The 17,787-nt window shown below is 68.2% G+C and carries 21 protein-coding genes; 2 read left to right on the plus strand and 19 right to left on the minus strand.

The window, feature by feature from the left end:
- Nucleotides 1–126: 126 nt before the first annotated feature.
- From J2853_RS12435 to J2853_RS12525, 19 genes are all read right to left on the minus strand, one after another.
- Nucleotides 127–516, minus strand: a complete 390-nt coding sequence (locus tag J2853_RS12435; protein ID WP_307557494.1) for a YkgJ family cysteine cluster protein — start codon at nt 514–516, stop codon at nt 127–129.
- Nucleotides 513–1,166, minus strand: coding sequence for a hypothetical protein (locus tag J2853_RS12440; RefSeq protein ID WP_307557496.1), 654 nt, complete (start codon nt 1,164–1,166; stop codon nt 513–515). Before J2853_RS12440 ends, J2853_RS12435 begins: the two co-directional genes overlap by 4 nt.
- Complete coding sequence (locus J2853_RS12445) at nt 1,163–1,735, minus strand: DUF6349 family protein (protein WP_307557497.1); 573 nt, start codon at nt 1,733–1,735, stop codon at nt 1,163–1,165. The genes J2853_RS12440 and J2853_RS12445 overlap by 4 nt, the downstream gene beginning before the upstream one ends.
- Nucleotides 1,732–2,133 (minus strand): hypothetical protein, encoded by a 402-nt coding sequence (locus J2853_RS12450; protein ID WP_307557499.1) that lies wholly within the window; start codon nt 2,131–2,133, stop codon nt 1,732–1,734. The genes J2853_RS12445 and J2853_RS12450 overlap by 4 nt, the downstream gene beginning before the upstream one ends.
- On the minus strand, nt 2,126–2,572 hold the full coding sequence (locus tag J2853_RS12455; protein ID WP_307557501.1) for a hypothetical protein: 447 nt from the start codon (nt 2,570–2,572) through the stop codon (nt 2,126–2,128). The genes J2853_RS12450 and J2853_RS12455 overlap by 8 nt, the downstream gene beginning before the upstream one ends.
- A 185-nt stretch (nt 2,573–2,757) precedes the next feature.
- Entirely contained in the window at nt 2,758–3,231 is a 474-nt protein-coding gene (locus J2853_RS12460) for a hypothetical protein (RefSeq protein WP_307557503.1), read from the minus strand.
- Between the two features lie 33 nt (nt 3,232–3,264).
- Nucleotides 3,265–3,690 (minus strand): hypothetical protein, encoded by a 426-nt coding sequence (locus J2853_RS12465; protein ID WP_307557505.1) that lies wholly within the window; start codon nt 3,688–3,690, stop codon nt 3,265–3,267.
- Nucleotides 3,691–3,754: 64 nt separating this feature from the next.
- A complete protein-coding gene (locus J2853_RS12470; RefSeq protein WP_307557506.1) occupies nt 3,755–5,374 on the minus strand; it encodes a DUF3560 domain-containing protein in 1,620 nt (539 codons plus the stop codon).
- Between the two features lie 68 nt (nt 5,375–5,442).
- Nucleotides 5,443–6,099, minus strand: a complete 657-nt coding sequence (locus J2853_RS12475; protein ID WP_307557508.1) for a hypothetical protein — start codon at nt 6,097–6,099, stop codon at nt 5,443–5,445.
- Nucleotides 6,096–6,329: a hypothetical protein gene (locus J2853_RS12480; protein WP_307557510.1), complete on the minus strand. Its 234-nt coding sequence runs from the start codon at nt 6,327–6,329 to the stop codon at nt 6,096–6,098. Before J2853_RS12480 ends, J2853_RS12475 begins: the two co-directional genes overlap by 4 nt.
- On the minus strand, nt 6,326–6,973 hold the full coding sequence (locus tag J2853_RS12485) for a hypothetical protein (RefSeq protein WP_307557511.1): 648 nt from the start codon (nt 6,971–6,973) through the stop codon (nt 6,326–6,328). Before J2853_RS12485 ends, J2853_RS12480 begins: the two co-directional genes overlap by 4 nt.
- A gap of 86 nt (nt 6,974–7,059) precedes the next feature.
- Nucleotides 7,060–7,584: a hypothetical protein gene (locus J2853_RS12490; RefSeq protein WP_307557513.1), complete on the minus strand. Its 525-nt coding sequence runs from the start codon at nt 7,582–7,584 to the stop codon at nt 7,060–7,062.
- 39 nt (nt 7,585–7,623) lie between these two features.
- A complete protein-coding gene (locus J2853_RS12495; protein ID WP_307557515.1) occupies nt 7,624–8,043 on the minus strand; it encodes a hypothetical protein in 420 nt (139 codons plus the stop codon).
- An 84-nt stretch (nt 8,044–8,127) separates the two neighbouring features.
- On the minus strand, nt 8,128–9,630 hold the full coding sequence (locus J2853_RS12500; RefSeq protein WP_307557517.1) for a UvrD-helicase domain-containing protein: 1,503 nt from the start codon (nt 9,628–9,630) through the stop codon (nt 8,128–8,130).
- Between the two features lie 77 nt (nt 9,631–9,707).
- Nucleotides 9,708–10,082, minus strand: coding sequence for a hypothetical protein (locus J2853_RS12505; protein ID WP_307557519.1), 375 nt, complete (start codon nt 10,080–10,082; stop codon nt 9,708–9,710).
- 24 nt (nt 10,083–10,106) lie between these two features.
- On the minus strand, nt 10,107–10,370 hold the full coding sequence (locus J2853_RS12510; RefSeq protein ID WP_307557520.1) for a hypothetical protein: 264 nt from the start codon (nt 10,368–10,370) through the stop codon (nt 10,107–10,109).
- A gap of 345 nt (nt 10,371–10,715) precedes the next feature.
- Nucleotides 10,716–11,318, minus strand: coding sequence for a hypothetical protein (locus J2853_RS12515; protein ID WP_307557523.1), 603 nt, complete (start codon nt 11,316–11,318; stop codon nt 10,716–10,718).
- A complete protein-coding gene (locus J2853_RS12520; RefSeq protein WP_307557524.1) occupies nt 11,315–12,421 on the minus strand; it encodes a hypothetical protein in 1,107 nt (368 codons plus the stop codon). Before J2853_RS12520 ends, J2853_RS12515 begins: the two co-directional genes overlap by 4 nt.
- 267 nt (nt 12,422–12,688) lie before the next feature.
- On the minus strand, nt 12,689–14,299 hold the full coding sequence (locus J2853_RS12525) for a recombinase family protein (RefSeq protein WP_307557527.1): 1,611 nt from the start codon (nt 14,297–14,299) through the stop codon (nt 12,689–12,691).
- 369 nt (nt 14,300–14,668) lie between these two features.
- Here J2853_RS12525 and J2853_RS12530 point away from each other — a divergent pair, with 369 nt between their 5' ends.
- Together J2853_RS12530 and J2853_RS12535 are read left to right on the plus strand one after the other, a co-directional pair.
- Complete coding sequence (locus tag J2853_RS12530) at nt 14,669–16,006, plus strand: FAD-binding oxidoreductase (protein ID WP_307557528.1); 1,338 nt, start codon at nt 14,669–14,671, stop codon at nt 16,004–16,006.
- 126 nt (nt 16,007–16,132) lie between these two features.
- Nucleotides 16,133–17,683, plus strand: coding sequence for a hypothetical protein (locus tag J2853_RS12535; RefSeq protein WP_307557530.1), 1,551 nt, complete (start codon nt 16,133–16,135; stop codon nt 17,681–17,683).
- Nucleotides 17,684–17,787 lie beyond the last annotated feature (104 nt).

Genomic DNA, 17,787 nt, shown 5'->3' on the forward strand with positions numbered 1-17,787 from the left:
TATGCTGACCCCGGACCAGCGAAAAGGCCACAGAAAGGCCGCCACCGCGCGAGGGTGGCGGCCTTTCTGCGTGCTAGGCCCGATGACTCTCCATAGGCCAGCCCTTTCGCTGGCACCTTGGACGCTTCAGATGTTCTTGATGCGCTTGATCATCTGCGCCGCTTCGGTGTCGGTCAACCGACCGCCCTCGGGCATACATCCGTGCTCGCACGGCAGGCCGTCGACCGCGCCCCACAGACGGCAGATCAGCGGACGCACCTCGTACGCCTGACACCGGCCGTCGCCACCGAGAGCCGCACACGGCTCAGACGTAGCCACCACGGTTCGTCGCTTCCGGACCAGAGCAGCGACCGACGTCGGGAGCTGAAACCCCGCCTCGGCCATGCGCTGAGCCTCACGCCGGCCTCCGGCGATCGTCGTGCAGTGCTCCTGACACAGGCCCTTGCAGCCCGTGCTGGGCACCTTCGCGTACAGCTCATCGAGGAGCTGGTCTTGCCGGTCGGTCCACTCGCTCACAGCGCCGCCTTCGCGACCTGGTCCAGGGCCTCGCGCAGCCGCTCCAGAGTGACACCACGCTCGCCACCCAGACCGAGGATGCGACCGATCACGTCGAGCTCGTCGAGATGCTGCATGGGGGTCACGAGGTCGACCGGCTCGACCAGCGCGGCGCGACCGTCCCTGACCGCCCACGTGGCCGCCGCCTTGCCATCACCCTCGTTGTCGACGACCTGGGCGTGCAGCTTGAGGTACGGGAACGCCGCGGCGATGGTCTCCCAGTCGGATGTCAGCTCCTCTACGGTCGGCCACTTGCCGACGTTGTACGTGGAGCAGCCGATCTGCCCGTCCCAGTCGCACCAGCCCTTCGGGCCGCCGATCCACGACGACGCGATACGCGCGTTGTCCAGGTAGTGCAGCCGCAGGATGCCCATCCGCTTGCGCCACTCTCTCGTCGCGGCCCAGCTCGCCCGTAGCGCCTCGATGCCGCCGCCCTGGGGCTCGATCGGCAAGCCGTACTCGGCGGCCACGCCCTTCACCGCCACCTTCCACGCCTGGTCATTGACGGTCATGAACCAGTCGTCGGTGCGGATCAGAATCTCGTTGGCCTGCTCGCGCGTCACCGGGTCACCGGCGACGAGCAGCCTCGGCCACTTCGTCAGGTCGGTCATGAGGGGAACTCCATATCGAGGGTCGGTTGTGCATGATTGTCCCGGATCTTCTTGGCCCGGAAGTAGGTGGCGGCCAGGTCGTAGCCGCCGCCGGGGGCCTTGCCCGGCTCGTGCCGCGAGAAGGCTGAGTCGCGGCGGATAGTGACGATCGGCCCGCCGGCCTCCAGCCAGCCGATCGGGTAAGCGCGCTTCACCTCGGCCAGCCACCGCTCATACACCTTCTTTTCGTACAAGGCGGTGGACGACGGCGGCAGCACACCGGGCAGGTTCCGCCAGCCGGGCCAGGCGTGGTCGTGAGCGTCCTCGACCGCGTCTTTCTCCGTGCGACGGTCCTGGCCCTCCCACTCGCAGCCCAGGCATGCGCCGCGTTTGGTCGCCTTCTCCCGGCTTTTGCCCCACCAATGCAGCACGGTCGGCCGGTGCTCAGGCGCGGTCGAGGTCGGATGCTTCCCGCCGAGCTCGTTACCGGGATGGGTGATGTAGATGCACCACAGCCCGCTCTCCTCGCCATGCCGGACCGTCTGCCACAGGGTGTGCCATGCGACAGCGCCGCGCGGCTCCCCGCTCATGCGGCTTCCACCTGCGCCTGCGCGATCTGCCACCTGGTGACGAGCTGTTGCGGTGTGCTGGGGTCGCGAGGCTCGATGATGGCCTGAACCAGCCCTTCCTCGTGTAGGTGCCGGAGCGCGTTTTTGACCAAGCCAACGCCGTCCAGGCGGAGAACCTTCGTGAGGTCCCACGCGGAGAATCTGCTGTTCGGCCATGCCTGCAGGTGCGCGAGGATTTGCGGCTTGTATTCGTGGTAGCGGACAACTCTGCGGCCCCTGCTCACGCCGAGTTGTTTCTCGTACCGGAAGATGGTCCGCTCGCTCACGCCGATCCGCTGCGCCAGCGCGACAGGATTCTCGACGCCTTCCAGCAGGAGCTGCAGATACCGCTCCATCCGCTCGTCTCTCTGCTTACTCACTGTCGGCCTCCGCCTCCCCCATGAGGGCCTCGACCACGCCCTCAGCGGGCTGCAGGTGAGCCGCGGGCGGCTCCCAGTCCGGGCGGGTCGCGACCATGGCCAGGAACACCCAGTCCGGCAGGTTGGCCCACGTCTCCGGGTGGAGTCCGTGCCTGCGTTCGGTGACGATCATCAGGCCAGCCGAACCGTCCTTTTTCCGGTTAGGTCCGCTCAGCTCGTACAGGTCCAGGTCCCAGCCGTGTATGGGCCTCCAGACCCACCGGCAGTAGACACTGCGGGGGAAGAAGTCACGTTGACCTGCCCGGACGATGGGCTCGGCGGCCGCGAAATCGTCTTCGACGATGAACGTCACCTTCCGGCGGGTGACGCTCATCCAACCTTGCGCGGTCTCGGCCGGCTCGGCGGTCGGCTCGGGGTCGAACAGGGCGTAGTTCTCCATGTTTGTGTCCTTTCAGAACAGGGCTTGTTGGTCAGGAGCAGGGGTCGGTGGCTTCCGCTGCTGCGGCACCTTGAGCCACGACGCGAGGTCGTAGCCGCCGTCCCATGCGTCGAGAGGTGCGGGCGGCGCAATGGCACCCCGGATGTTCTCCGTCGACGGCGGGGTCAGGTACAGCGGCGCGTGCATCAGCTCTGAGCCAGCCCGTGCAGGAAGGACTTGAGGCGGGCGAGCTTGGCTTTGCCGAACCCCTTGATTTCGAGGAGGTCGTCGTCGCTGCGGGCGGCGAGTTCGCCGATGGTGAGGATGTCTCCATGCAGCATCAGCGGGTTTCGTACATCTCTGTGCGTGTCGGGCAGCACCTTGCGAAGACCGATGTCCATCCGCAGGTCGGCCCACTTCACCAGGTTGGCCACCGTCGAGTTCTGGGCGCCGAGCTGGGCCACGATCTGGTCGCGGTAGCCGCGGACCTCCGCGCCGTACTCGGCTTCGGCCTGGTGCTGGGGGCACTTGCCGGGTCTGGCTCTGTCGCAGTCGAAGCAGTCGCCCAGCATGGGTTGGTCTTCGGCCTGGTCGGCGTAGTCGCCGAGCCGGTCGCAGATGTGATCCCAGATTTCATGGGTCAGGGTGATGGTCATCATTCGGTCCGGGTCGATGCGCACGGGTTCTCCTTCAGAGGCAGGGGGTGGGTGTTGTCACGCCGCTTGGCAGATGCGGCACCACCGGTCGCGGGGCGCCCACCAGGAGCGGCAGCCGTACACGTGGGTGCCGTGGGTGACGAGCAGGTGGTGTTGGAAGGCGTTGAGCGCGCCGCCCTGGTGCAGGCCCGTCATATACGGCGAGTCGAGCTGGGAGGTGTGCGGCAGCAGGCAGCGGACACTGGCGTTGCCGATGCCGCCCCAGCGCTCCCCGGTCCCGACCGTGATCCCGGCGACAGCGACGTCGACGACCCCGCCGCCGGACACGTCGATGCCGTCGATGCGCTGGTGCTCGTGCACCATGTGGCCCGCGCACGGCTCGGGGCGATGTCCGGGCCAGCCCAGCCGGGCGTTGATCTCGTCGATGGCTGCGGTGACCGGCGCGTAGAAGTTGTCGCTGGCGGGTCCGCTGTTCCAGGTCATGCGATCTCCTTGTGAAGAGGCGGCGCTAGCCGTACTGATAGCAGTACGGCTAGCGCCAATGGGGTCAGCAGGGGATGACGACGATGACTGTCCGGACGGTCGTCCCGGACGTCTTGAAAGCATCTTCCGGAAGCGGGATGATCTCGCCTCCTCGGTCCTCAACGAGCTGCCGGAACTCAACGGCGACCTTCACCTTGTGGAAGGACACGCCCGCGCCCATGACGGCGACGAGCCGGCCGCCCGGCTTCACGAACTGCAGGGCGTGGGTGACGTGCGCGATGTCTCTGCCCTCGGAGAACGGCGGGTTCATCACCACCCGGTCATAGGTGCCGAGCTGCGCCGTGTCCGTCTCCAAGAAGTCATGGCGGTACAGCAGGCTCGCGCCAGGGACACGAGACGCCAGGACTTCCATAAAGCCGTTGTCGATCTCGACGCAATCCACGATCGCGCCCGCGTCGACGACGGCCGCGGCGATGTTGCCGGTGCCAGCCGAGGGTTCGAGGACGGTCATGCTGCGCTGGATGTCGGCGAGCTCCATCATCTGTTCCACCACGGCGGGCGGGGACACGAACGCCTCCCGGTCAGCGCCTACCGTCATGTTGCTGAGGGTCTGCGCAGCGGCCTTCAGCTTCTCGACGTCGATCGTTGGCACCTCGAATTTCGGCTCGGCCGGCGCCTTCTTCGCGGGCCGGTTCGTCGCGGTGACGGCCGGGCCGTCTTCGCTGTGCGGGCACTCGACAGCGAGGATGTCGGTGAACTTGACCTTGTCGGGCCAGGAGTAGCCGGACTCCACGCTCACGGTCACCGTGTTGACCTTCACGACGCGGCGGCGCCGGTCCCGCATCCAGTAGGTGACGAGGTCGCCGACGTGGACGTTGTGCTTGCTCCACTCGACGAACGTGCCTGCCTCGACTGCGGCGGCGAGCTGCGCCCGGTCGTATTCGAGCTGGTTCTCTAGCTGGGCTTTGCGGGAGAGCTGCATCTCCCGGTAGTCGCCCTTGGCGGGCTCGTGGATCTCGGTGTAGTACGGCTTGCCCTTGTGGTCGAGGTGCCTGCGCTTGTAGCCGTCCAGCGACTTCTGGATCTTGCGCAGCTCAGACTCGGCCGTCTTGATGCGGCGCGCGGTCACGGCCGGAGTCGCGGAGCGACGCATCTGGTTGCCGACCGCGTTGGCGCGCCCGGCAGCGCTCTGTGCCTCTTTGTCTTCGGCGATGCTGGTCCGCATCGCCTGGTGCATGCGCGCCTGGTCGCGCCGCGCGCCCCGCTCGGAGTGGTGGCCGACCAGGATGGGTTGACCACCAGCGAACCGCTCGCCGATCTGGTTCGCTCGCTCGTGCGCGGCCGCGGCCTTGCCGGCGTGCCGCTCGGCCCTCGATTCGAGCGCGTCGCGTCGGTCGTCGAGCCGGTCGGCCTTGTCCTCCAGGACCTGGGCGCGGTCGCGGTGCTCGTCGTCGATCTCGACCGTGACCTCGAACTCGGCCTCGCGGAGGGCCTTCGCCGCGGCGTTGATGGCCCACCGGTCAGCGATCCGGTCACGGGAGTTCCGCAGGCCGATCATCCGGAGGGACGGGAAGAACTTGAAGCCGCCGTTCTCCCACTTGCGGATGATGTCGTACACACCGTCGCCCTTGACGGTGCCGTACACGAGGGTGCCGTCCTCGTGGTTGTGCTTGATCGTGATCAACTTTCCTCTTTCTGGGTTGGTCGGGCAGGGGCGGCGGTGGGTGGCCGCCGCCCCCTCGGTGGTGCAGGTCAGATAACGGCCGGGTTGTCCGCGGTGCGGCACAGGTCCCGGTGCATGTAGCCGAGCTGGAACTGATCGGCGCGGCCCTCGATCGCAGCGGCCCGGGTCTTCACCTTGAGCAGGGAGGCCGGGTCGTCCTTGTCGATGGAGCCGATCTCCAGGTCTTCCGGCATCGGGTCACCGGGCCGGACGACCTGCAGGAACCACGCCTGCGCCTGGACGCCGTGCTCGCACACCGGGATGCGGGTGAAGGCGTCACGGCTCTTCGGGGCCGGGTGGAACGGCACGCTCAGCCATGCGTCGTCCCACGGCAGGCTCAGGCCATTGGCCCAGGTGCCGAACTGCTCGGGGAACTCCGCGATGATCGCGGCGACGTCGTAGTTCCGGCCCACGCAGTGCGTGTAGATCTTCCGCACGATGGCCTGCGGCGTGATCTCGACCAGCAGCTCGGCGTCGTCAGCGCGCCAGTGCTGGGCCAGGTCGTCGAGGTTCCCGGCCGCGTAGTGGCGGCCGTGCATCCATTCGCCGTACCAGGTGGGGTTACCGATGAGCGGCCGGGGCGCGTTGACGACGGCCAGGCCCTGCGTGCGGATCGCGTGGTCGTGCTCACCCCATCCGGGGGTTCCGGCGAGGACGTAACGCTTCCGCAGGATGTCGGTGCTCATTGCTGTGGTCCCTTCGTGCAGTCGTGAAGCAGGTGGTTGTCCATGGCGGCGTCGAGCAGCGCGATGGTGGTCTTGCCGCTCTCCCATGCGGTGCTGGCCATCTGTAGGCACAGCGGGCAGAGCACTTCCAGGCGCCGCGGCTGGCCGGGCCTGGCCGGGTGGTCGAAGTGGCCGTTCCGGCGGGCGCGGCGTGCGAGTTGCGCGCGGCCGGTCTTCGTGTTCGGGTTCACTCGCCGTCGTCCTCGTCGCTGTCCTCGGCGTCGAGGAACTCCAGGCAGAAACCGCCTGCGTCGCGGAGGATGCTGTCGAGGAGCTCCTCGACTTCTTCCCGCGTCGGGACCGGCCCGGTCACGGGCTCGTACATCGCGCACGAGTCGGGGCAGGTCTCCCCCGGCTCGGTGCCGCAGTGCTTGCAGGGCTTCTTGTTGGGCACGGTGTCGCGGACGTCGAACACCCGCTCGGCCGTCCAGCCGGACCATTTGCCTTCGACGGTCTGCTCGGTCTCGCCGGTGGTCTCGTTCGTGGACTCGACGATCTTGTTGCCCTTGCGCTTGGCCAGGACCCGGATCGACTCGGCCTCCTTCCGGACCGCCCGGCCCTCCTTGCCCCAGAAGAACGCCGAGTTGACGCGGGTGGCCTGCGGGTTCTGCGCGAGCATGCCGAGGGCGTTGCCGAGGGTGCGGTGACCCATGACGCGCGAGGCGTACACCCGGAAGCCGTCGATCAGCTCGACGCTCTGCGACAGGAGCGCGGCGCCGACCTCCCTGGCGTGGATCGCGATCTGCTTGTCAGCCTGCTTGCGCGCCTTGTACGCCTCGCGCTCCTCCGGGGTGAAGTCGGCGCGGGGACGCTTACGCGTGTAGGTGCTTCCCATGGGTTGGTTGCCTTCCTTGCTATCTGTTGTGATAGCGGTAAGGGTGCTGACCCGGTTGGGTGGCCGGGCCAGCACCAGAACATTGGTCAGGCAGCGGCGGGGCGGAGGCCGAACAGCTCGGTCCCGATCAGCTCCAAGTCCTCGTAGCTGTTGCTGCCGTGGAACAGGTCGCCTTCATCGGAGTCCGAGGTGGCGAGGCCGAGCAGCCGAAGCGCTCGCTCCGCTGCGGTGATGGCGAGGATGCTGCCGTCGCCCCAGGGCCTCACCCAGTTCTCATTGTCGTCCGGCTCGGCGAGCAGCAGGTCCTCCGAGTAGGTGTTGCCGGGCTGGTGCGGCTTGCCGTTGAGGAAGAGGTTGCCGTTGCCGTCGGTGGTGAGCAGCCACTTGCCTCGGGTGATGTAGCACACGTACCCGGCGAGGCACAGCGCGGTGCCGCACCGGTCGTCACCGACGAGGCACCGCCAGGTGCCCTGGTGCCAGCGGGTGTAGAAGGAGCCGCGCCCGGGACGTTCCGCCGTGCGAAGCGCGCCGTCCTCCTTGATGCGGTCCATTGCGTACCAGAACAGGTCAGCGCCGCGCAGCTCGACCGGGCTGGTCTTGATCGTGGTCATTTCGTGCCTTCCGTGAAAAGGAGTGGTGAGGTAGGTGGGTCAGGCAGCGGCCGGCTCGGCCGGTCGGTACCGGCGGGCCACGCCGGTCGCGCGGAGCTCGTCGATCGCCCGGCGCCCGCACACGGTCCGCGGTCGCTTCCGCGCCTCGTGTCGGGCGCGGAACTCCTCGGCGGTGATGAGGTCAGCGACCCGCTCGGCCTGGTCGAGCCACATGTCCGCGTCGAACAGCTCGGGCTCGTAGTGCGTCTCGGCCGCAGCCCGGCAGCGACGCGCCTCGGCGAGGCGGCGGTCAATGCCCATTACGTGGTCGGGGCCGAACTTCGCGAACGCCTCCAGCGCGGCGATCCGCGCCTCGAACTTCTGGTCGTCGAAGTGGATCGAGTCGATCTCGACGCCGGGGTCACCTTTCCAGGTGATAGTGACGGAGCCGAACGTCTGGGTCGTGTTCGGGGATTCCACCGGGGGCCTCTCTCTCCTCAGATTGGTAGGGGTGAGGGGGTGAACGCCTGCCGCTATCTGAATTGCTAGCGGCAGGCGAACGGGTCACACGTAGTTGTCGATCCAGGCCAGGGAACCCCGGTCGAGTCGCTTCATGGCGCGGGTGACCGTGACGTAGTCGAGCATCAGCTCGTCCTTCTCCACCGGCAGGCGGCCGGGCGTCCTGGTGTTGTCGTTGGGCTGGCGGAAGTCCCCGCCCGCGCGGACATTGGCCCACTCCAGGCCCTTGGACTTGTGGGCGGTCGAGATGATCGTGTCGCCCGGTCGGGCCTTGGAGGCGTTCTTGACCTGCTTGGCGGCGCGGTTCACCGTTTCGGCGTCGTAGTTGTCGACCAGTTCCACGAACGCCCGCAGGTCGTTGCCGCGTGAGTCGGTGTCCACGTATTCCTGCACGTCGGCCCAGTCAGCGAAGGCGCACAGGTCCGGGTGGTCGGTGAGCTGACCGGCCTGGAGCAGGACGGCGGCTTCGGCCATGCGCGCGATCTCTTCCCCGCCGCCGACCAAAGCGGGGGAGCCGCCGGCCTTGAGGATGGCGAACACCTCGGCCATGGAGGCGGCGTTGGTGCGGGTGAGGACCACGTCGGGGCGGTCGACGGGGCCGATGGTGGAGCCGACCGGGGGGTGGCCCTGCAGGCGGATCGGCGCGTCGAGGAGCTGCAGCCACTTGTTGGCTTCCTCAGCGATGGCCGGGCCGAACCTGAACGACTTGGTCAGGGTCAGGACCTTGTCGGCGGGAAACGTGTTCAGGATGTCGATGCTGCCGTTCCACCCGTTGATCGCTTGGGCGGAGTCGCCGACGATGATCCGCTGCGTTGAGGACTGGGTGCCCAGGTAGAGGCTCTCGGCGGCGCCGTTGGTGTCCTGGCACTCGTCCACCATGATCAGGCGGTACGGGAGGGTCAGGTTCGCCCTGGCGACGACGATCTGGGCGATCTTCAGGTAGTAGTCGTGCGTCCAGATCAGCTTGCCGTCCTTGGAACGGATGTCGGCGCGGGCCTTCTCGGTGATCGGGAGAATGAGCTCCTGCAGGCGGGCGATGTCCTGCGGGTCGTTAATGTTCGCCGGGGCCTTGATGTGCTCGGGGCCCAACTCCAGGTCCGCCGTCTTGCACCAGGCGTCGATGGAGGCCATGGCGAGGCTCGCCTGCTGGGCAGCCGACAGCTTGACGTCGCCGTTGATCCAGGCGGAGCCGGACAGGCCCAGGATGTTGGCCTGCTGCTTGGAGGTCTGCCGCCGGGGGATCTGGACGCCGTTGACGGTTGAGCCGCCCATCCGGTCGAGGTGGTGGCGCCAGTGGTTGGCGACGATGCGCCGCGCGTAGGAGTGGTTCGTGTGGACGTCCACGTTCGATGGCATTTTCTCCATCAGCTCGCGGCGGACGCTGGCGTTGTAGACGACGCACAGGATGCGCTCTTTCGGCATCTCCTTGGCAGTGGCCACGAGGGTGCTGGACTTTCCGCAGCCTGCCCCAGCCTGGACAGTGATGGTGTTTCCGTCGCGGGCGGCGTCGATGATCGACTGCTGCTCCAGGGTGGGGGTAGGTGCCACGGCGGTGCCTTTCTGGGGGACTGTCGCTAGCAATGTTGCTAGCGACAGGAAGGGGGGGTTGGTCGGGTGGAGCTGGGTTACCGGTCGGCAGTGGGTGCCGCGTTCCGGGCGTAGTAGTCGCGCCACATGGATGCGACCTCGTTGGCGGCGAGCTCGAACTTGGCCGGGTCGCTGCCGCGTGCGGCGTCGCAGGCGGCGTTTTCGATCCGCCAGGCGAGGTCGGCCGCCCGCTTGGCCTTGTCGTAGGAGCGTTCGCAGCGCTGGCGGTGCTCGGCGGTGCCGTTGAACCCCCGGTGCTCGCGGTCGCGTTCCTGCGCCCGGGTCAGGGAGGTTTCGGCGTCTTCCAGGTTGCGCTGCGGGACCAGCGCGGCGGAGGTAGCGGCGATGCGCAGGTAGTTGTTCACGGCCTGGTCGGGGGTGGCGACGAGCTTTGCGCGGGTCCGGTTGTGCATCGGGGTTCCTCCGGTCGGGGTTGGTCAGCCGGTCTGGTTGGCGTACATCGCCTCGCGGAGGGTGACGCCCTGGGTCATCGCGTAGTTGATCGCTTCCATGGCCATCCCCCGGGGCCAGCGCTGGGTGCCGAGGAGCTTGATCAGGGCCTCCTGTGCGTCGCCGTAGGCACCGTCCCAGCGGGCGAGCGTCTGGTCTTCGGCGCTGTCGAGGGCGCGCATCAGGGTGAGGAGCTGCTCGCCGAGGGCGCCGGTGGTGGGCCGGGCCTGGGTCGCGGTGGCGGTGGTCATTTCGCGCCTTTCTGCTAGCGGAACCGCTAGCGTTTTTGGGACGTTTCCGCAGCTCAGGAGTGCTTTGGAACGTCTCGATCCTCTCACATGTTCGTCAGATTTACAAAACGACCCTTTGGCGTGCTGAGACGCGAATCCGCGAACGTCTCAGAGCGTCTCAGAGCGCTTGAGAACGCGACGCGAACGACGACACGCGAGCTACGCCCAAGAGCGCTCACGCGCGATTCTGGCCACGCGTACGGGCTAGCAAGAGCGCAAGCCTCAGCGGAGAAAGCGAACATCGCGACGGGCCCCGGTGCTCCCTCGCGCCTGATCTGCAAAAACCGAACGGACGCGCAAATTCCGTTAACCGGCGGCATTTTCGCTCCCCCGTCCAGCTCGCTCCCACCGCGCCCGCCGCAACGCCACGGCGTACGCCGCCCGCCGTGCCACCTCCACGGGATCCTCATCCGGCTCCTCCAGCGCCCACGGTTCAGCCAGCGCCCCCGCATCCACCGCGGCCGCCGCGGCTTCATCCGCTCGGTTCCACCGCTCCGGATCTCTGCGCGTCCCCGACTTCTTCGCCCGGGTGGCCATCGCCCGCGCGGCGGCCGGCGAGGCCTCCGCGAGGAGCTGACGAGCATGCGCGACCGTGGCCGCCAGGTCGACCGGCCGGGCCTGCCCGTGCTCGGCCCGCTTCGCTCGTGCGAGCGCTTGCGCTCGTGTCTTCGCCGAGTTCGCACGGGCACGACGCTGCGACGGCGACAGGACCGGCTGCAGCGACTTGTCCATCCACAGCGACAGTCGGGCCTTGGCGACCTCCCACCGCGCCGGATCCCCCAGCACCCGGGCGACACCGTCCGGCGGGTTGTTCAGCGCCTCCACCACATCGGCGTGGCTCCACCCAGCGGCGAAGAACCGCTGAGCCAGGTTCAGCAGATGCTCCGGCACCTGCGGGTTCGTGTTCATGCGCCTTCCTTCAGTCGTGCTTCCATCGTTGCCCGCGCGGTCAGGTACTCCTCAGTCGGTGTGCGCCGCGCCTTCAAGACGACCACCTGGGCGGCTGGCTCGGGCTCGGGTTCGCCGTTCAACGCCAGGTCCAAGCGCCGTTCCTCCTCCTGCCACATCGCGGCTTCCTCGTCAGCGGCCTGCTGCGACGCCGACCGCACCAGCGGCGTGCCATCCGCAGCGATCCACAGGCCCATGCGGTGACGGATCCGTGACCGCATGCCCCGCTTCCGCTCGACCGTCCCCGCCAGCCGCCCCGGGTCGATGTCGCCCCAGTGCTGGCCGTCCGGCCGCCAGTTCAGCGCGTGCTCCACGTCGGCCACAGTCCAACCCGCAGCGAAAGCGAGACGCAGCATCGACCGCAGGTCCTTCACCGACAGAATGCCGAGCGTGATGCCGTTGTCCGTACGGAGCCGCTCACACGCCGCGAGTTGATCTTTCCTGGTTCCAGGCGATTCGAGACGTGGCCAGGACACGGCCGGTTCCGTGGTCACGGAGTTGTCGCGCGCGCCCGCGTTAGGGAGAGTTCTTGCAAGAGATAAACCACTAACTACGGGAGTGCAAAGATTCTCCACACCCTCGCTGACGTGGGAAAACGTCGGGCGCTCGGTGACGGTCTCGACGGGCCAGGGCACTTCGTCAGCGTCGTCGACCGCGTCGACCTTGAGGGGCTGGAGCTCGTCATCACCCAGCAGTTCGGCCGGGGCGGTCAGAGCGTACTCGGTGGCGAGGTTGCCCTGGCCGTCGTCGAACCGGCCCCACAGGTTGCCGCGCCTGGTGCGAGGCGTCGAGCCGGGCATGACGACGACGAGGAGCCCGTGCTCACGCAGCCACTTGACCAGGTAGGCGATGGTGCGGCGGGAAACGCCGACCTCTTCGCCGAGCACGATCCAGGTGGCGCCGCGCTTGGGCGCGGTCATCATGGTGGCGTCGGTGCGGGTGGCGAGCTGCCACGCCAGGTGCATGAGGTTGCGGTGCCGCTGGCGATTGCAGTGGGCACGCGCGAGGTAGTCCACCGCGTCGAGCCACGCGGCGCGGGTGGGTGCAAGTTTCTGCCCGTCCATGAGGACGGGTTGGACTGTGGACGTGATGGAGGTGCGCGCTGACGTGCAGCGACGCGCCTCTATTTCGGTTTTTTCGCAAACCGACGACAGGCGTGTTATCTTGTACTCCGAATGCAAGGTCCCCATGGGGGCACCGCGAAGCGTCCCGCTCGTCGCCGACCAAAGCCAGAGCAGGATGCAATCGCGTGAAGTGGTTACTTCAGGAGCGGCCCGCACTGCGGGCCGTTTCTCATTCAGCCGATAGTTCTCCCTTCGGGATTTGCCGGATTATTCCACAGTTGCGCGGTGTTTCCATTTGCTGAAACGAGCGCTCAGGTTGTGACGCCTGGACTCCCCCCACACCGAGTGAACGACGATCCACGCCGTAGTGGGATCTTCCCGGTACACGTCCACGTGGTCGATCACTTCGGCCAGGATGTTCCGCAGCCGATCAGCAGGCAGGCTGTCCCACTCCTGGATGAGTCCTTCGATCACCGGCACGCAATCCATCGGGTCGATCGGGTCTCGTAGGTCGTCGAACTCGGCGAGCGCGTCCAGGACCTCTTCGCGTTCGCGGAGCAGCTTGTCCCTCACCGGCTCGTAGGACGATTGCGGGATCACGTCGTTGATCAGCAGTTCGGTCTGCCGTTCGAGCGCCTTGTCAATGCGCTCCAGCTCACGGCGAAGCGCTTCCGGCCGGGACTCCTCAGCTTCTGTGACCACCTGCAGGCCAGCCGCTGCGAGAGCCGCCGCGGCCTCGATTTCTGGCACCCACTCGACGAGCACCTGCTGAACCGCTTCCTCGACGGCATCCATCGTCACAAACCGGGTTCCGCATCTGGGAACGTCGTAACGCTTGCGGTAGATCGACCCGCAGACCCACCCCATGCGGCCACTGTGGTTGACCTTGAGCGGGTACATGGTGTTGGTGCAGTAGCCGCACTTACACATTTTGGACATTGGATAGACGGCTCTCCTGGCGCGCGGCGGCAGTGCCGAGGTGATCTTTCGGTACCTCTTGTAGGTCTCCCACGTCTCCATGCTGATCACCTCCTTGTGCGCGCCGGGGTGGTACTCCTTGTTGCGGCAGCTCGACGGCTTGGCGCACCGGCAGTCGCGATGGTGGACGCAGATCAGGCCAGCCGCGAAACCCCGATCCATGACCCGCGCCAGCTCACTCGGCCTGAACTTCCCGCCGCTTGTCGTCCGGGCGCCGCGAGCGTTAACCCAGTCGGCCAGGACGGAGAAGCTCCGGTCGGCGATCCACCGGTCGTAGCAGTCCGCGAGAATGCCAGCGATACCGCTTGCATGGTCGGGCTCGTAGCGTTCCGGGCCGTCCTCGGGAGCGGCCAAGGTCCTGTCGTGGTAGAGCGGGTGACGGGCTCGGCCGCGCCGGATGTACCCGAACTGGGCGGCACCGAGCGGGGGAAGCCCACGGGCAAGACGGTTCTGGAACGCCTCGCCCCACTGCTCACCGGCACGGTCGGACTCGAACGCGGCCAGCTCGAACAGCACGCCGCGGGTGAGCTTGCCGACCGCTGTACGGGCGTCGATCTCTTCAGTCGCGGAGACCAGCTCACCGCCGGCCTTCTCAACGCGGGCGAGGTTGAGCTGATTGCCGGTCCGATTGCGTCCGAACCGGGAGTACTTCCAGACGAGGATCGCCTTGGCCCTGGCCGCCTCGACGTCAGCGATGACCGTCATGATCTTCCGCTGGAACGTCCTGCCGGAGACATCGAGATCTTCGACCCACTCGATGATGCGGAAGCCACGGCGGCGAGCCAGCTCCTTGATTGAAGCTCGCTGGATGTCGGGAGAGATCTTCTCTTCCAGCATCATCGAGACGCGGATGTAGCCGATGGCGGGGATCAGGGGTTGTTGACCTGGGGGGACATGCACGATCACACGTTACTCATTTGCGGACAATGCGTTCGAGGACGGCCTCCAGCACGGTACCGGGAGCGCGTTCTGCCGGAGGAGTGGTCATGGGGGGTATTGTGCCCCAGTCGACCTGCTCCCCAAAGCCGGAACCCCCGCGCGATCGCCCACCAGGGGGGTGCGGCCGGGGATCCGGGCGAGCGGCTTTCACGCACCGATGCAGATCATCGTGAGCCCCTGCGGATCCGGCCCGTGGAGAGACCCGCGGAGAAAGACGTGCCCCTCCCGCAGGCGCGGGGCGCTCGCATGCCCGCAGGAGGCAGGGGACGCCGGGCGGCGCGTCCGATTCCTGCAATACCGGCGGCACCTCATCTGGCTACGTTGACCCGCATGCACACAACCGCAACCCAGATTTTCGAACCGGACGAGCAGGGATACGACGACGAGCGGCTGGGGCTCAACCGGGCGGTCGAGTCGCGGCCCGCGTACGTCGTCGCCGCCGCCTGCGAGGAGGACGTCGCCGCCGCCGTGCGGCTGGCCGCGAAACGGAGGCTGGCCGCCGGAGTGCTCGCCAGTGGCCACGGGCCCTCGCGGGCGGCCGACGGCGCGGTACTGGTCAACACCCGGCGGATGGACGGCGTCACCGTCGATCCGGCCGGCAGGACCGCGTGGGTCGAGGCCGGGGCCAGGTGGCGGCAGGTGCTGGAGCGCACCACCCCGCACGGGCTGGCGCCGCTCAACGGATCGAGCCCGAACGTGGGCGCCGTCGGCTACACGATGGGCGGAGGCGCGGGGTTGCTCGGCCGCCGGTTCGGGTTCGCCGCCGACCACGTACGGCGGGTGCGGCTCGTCACCGCCGACGGCCGTCTGCGCGAGGTGTCGGCCGACCACGACCCCGACCTGTTCTGGGCGGTCCGCGGCGGCAAGGACAACTTCGGCATCGTCGTGGGAATGGAGATCACGCTGTTTCCGGTGCCGCGGCTGTACGGCGGAGGGCTGTACTTCCCCGGGGAGGCCACCTCCGAGGTGCTGCACGCCTACACCGAATGGACGCGCTCGGTGCCGGAGGAGATGGCCTCCTCGGTGCTCCTGAGCCGAAACCCCGATCTGCCGGCCGTACCGGAGCCGCTCCGGGGCGCGTTCGTCACCCATGTCCGGGTCGCCTTCAGCGGCGAGAACGGCGGCGAGGAACTGATCGAGCCGCTGCGCGCCCTCGGCCCGCGGCTGCTGGACACCGTGCGCGACATGCCCTACGCCGAGGTCGGCACCATCCACCACGAGCCCACCGGCGCGCCGTACGAGGCCTGCGACCGCAACGTGCTGCTTCGCGAGCTGGAGCCGGCCGCCGTCGACACGCTCGTCTCCCGCGCCGGGCCGGACGCCCGGCCCCCGTTCATCACCGAGCTGCGGCACTTCGGCGGCGCCTACGGCCGCCCGCCGAAGGCGCCCAACTGCGTCGGCGGCAGGGACGCGGCGTTCTCGCTGTACACCGGGACGGACCCGGCCCCGCGGAGCCGAGAGCAGCGCGATCGGCTGCTTGAGGAGATCGGCCCGTGGAGCACCGGCGGCAGGAACCTGAACTTCCTGGGCGTCGAGGACACCGACCCCGCCGTCGTGCGCACCGCCTACCGGCCGGACGATTTCGCCCGGCTGACCACGCTGAAGGCGATCCACGACCCGGGCAACACGTTCCGCGTCAACTTCAACATCCCGCCGCGCACCGGCTGAGCGGCCCGGCCCGTACCCGCCCGCATATCAGAGGGCTTCCCAGCGTCACACCGGGGCGATATGACAGTGATGCGCGGAATATGTCGGGGGACATCGGCCATCGGACGCTGTGACGGGGAGATCATCATGACCGCACGAGTGATCATCGAGGCAGTGGCCCGGGCGGGGCTCTCGGCGGAACGGGTACGGCAGGTGGCGGGGGCGCATCCGGCCGTGCTGGCTCATCTGCGGAGCACCGACGCCGCGACGCTGCTCCTCGGCGCCGCGACGGCACTCGGGCACGACCCGGACGAGGGGGCCCGGTTCCGGGCCAACGTGTTCGACCCGCTCTCCAACCGGGGGGTCGAGCTCCGCGGCACCCTGGACCGGCCCGAGGAGGCGCAGGTGCTGCCCAGCGCCTACCGCCCCAACCCGCGGCCGGAGGAGCTCCGGGCCGCCGCGGCGATCCTGCGGGCCGACGAGCGGTTCCCCGCCGGGGACGATGTGCTGATCTACCAGCCGATGCCGCCCCTGGCCGACCGGGAGAACCCCGACGGCACCACCACCCGCCGCCCCACTCTCGGCCTCTACTCCCCCTCGGGCGAGAGCCGGCACCGGATCGTCGCCGTGGACGTCGCCGCCGGCAGCGTCGACTGGTCCCCGGCCGGGGTCAGCGTCGTGGCGCATCCCGACGACTGCGAATCGCACCTGCCCACCCCGGTGGAGAGCCTGCGCGACCGGGGCGGCCCCGACCATGTACGGCTGCGCGTCGTCGACGGCGACACCGAGCTGTGGAACATGATCGTGGTGCGGCCCCGTGCCTCGGCGCCCCAGGACCCCGGCGACGGCTCGGGGGTGGAGCTGCGGGAGGTGCGTTACCGGGGCCGGCTCGTGCTGCGCCAGGCACACGTGCCGATCCTCAACGTCCAGTACGAGGAGGACGGCGTCACCTACCGCGACTGGCAGTACGAGGAGACCCGTTTCTCGGCGACCGGCAGCGACCCGGTGGGCTGGGGCTGGCGGATCTGCGCCCAGCCGCCCCGCACCATCCTGGAGCGCCCCGACAACGACGCGGGCAACTTCCAGGGCGTGGCCTTCCACCACGCGGATGGGGAGCTGAGGATCGTCAGCGAGGTGGCCGCCGGCTGGTACCGGTACGCCTCGGAGTGGCGTCTGACCGACGGCGGCACGATCAAGCCGCGCTTCGGCTTCGCCGGGGTGCGCAACCCGCGCACCTGCATGCGCCACCGCCACCACGTCTACTGGCGCTTCGACTTCGATGTGGAAGGCTCCGCCAACGACGTGATCGAGCAGTTCAACGACACCGGCTCGGCCGCTTCCGAAGCGGTGCCGATCGTGCAGGAGGTCGCCCGCAAACGGCGTGCGCCCGCCCGGTTCTGGCAGGTCACCGACAAGACCAGCGGGCGCGGATACCGGATCCGTCCCGGCGAGCACGACAACACCACCGACCCGTACGGCGTCGCCGACCTGTGGTTCCTGCGCCACCGTCCGTCCGAGCTCTATGACGGCAACGTCGGCGACAACAACCAGGCCATGCTGAACCGGTTCGTCAACGGCGAGAGCGTCAGCGGCACCAACGTCGTCGTCTGGTACGCCGGGCACTTCCGGCACGACCAGAACGAGCCCGACACGCACCAGGGGCACATCGTCGGCCCCGACCTGATCCCCGTCCCCTGACCTCCCCTCACCTCGCGGGACGGCTCGAGATCACCCGCGAGGTGAGGGACCGGACCTCATGGTCACCCACCGGCTCAAGCGACGAAGAGGCCCCCGCGGTCTCG

The sequence above is a fragment of the Streptosporangium lutulentum genome (assembly GCF_030811455.1).
In the GTDB taxonomy this organism is placed as follows: domain Bacteria; phylum Actinomycetota; class Actinomycetes; order Streptosporangiales; family Streptosporangiaceae; genus Streptosporangium; species Streptosporangium lutulentum.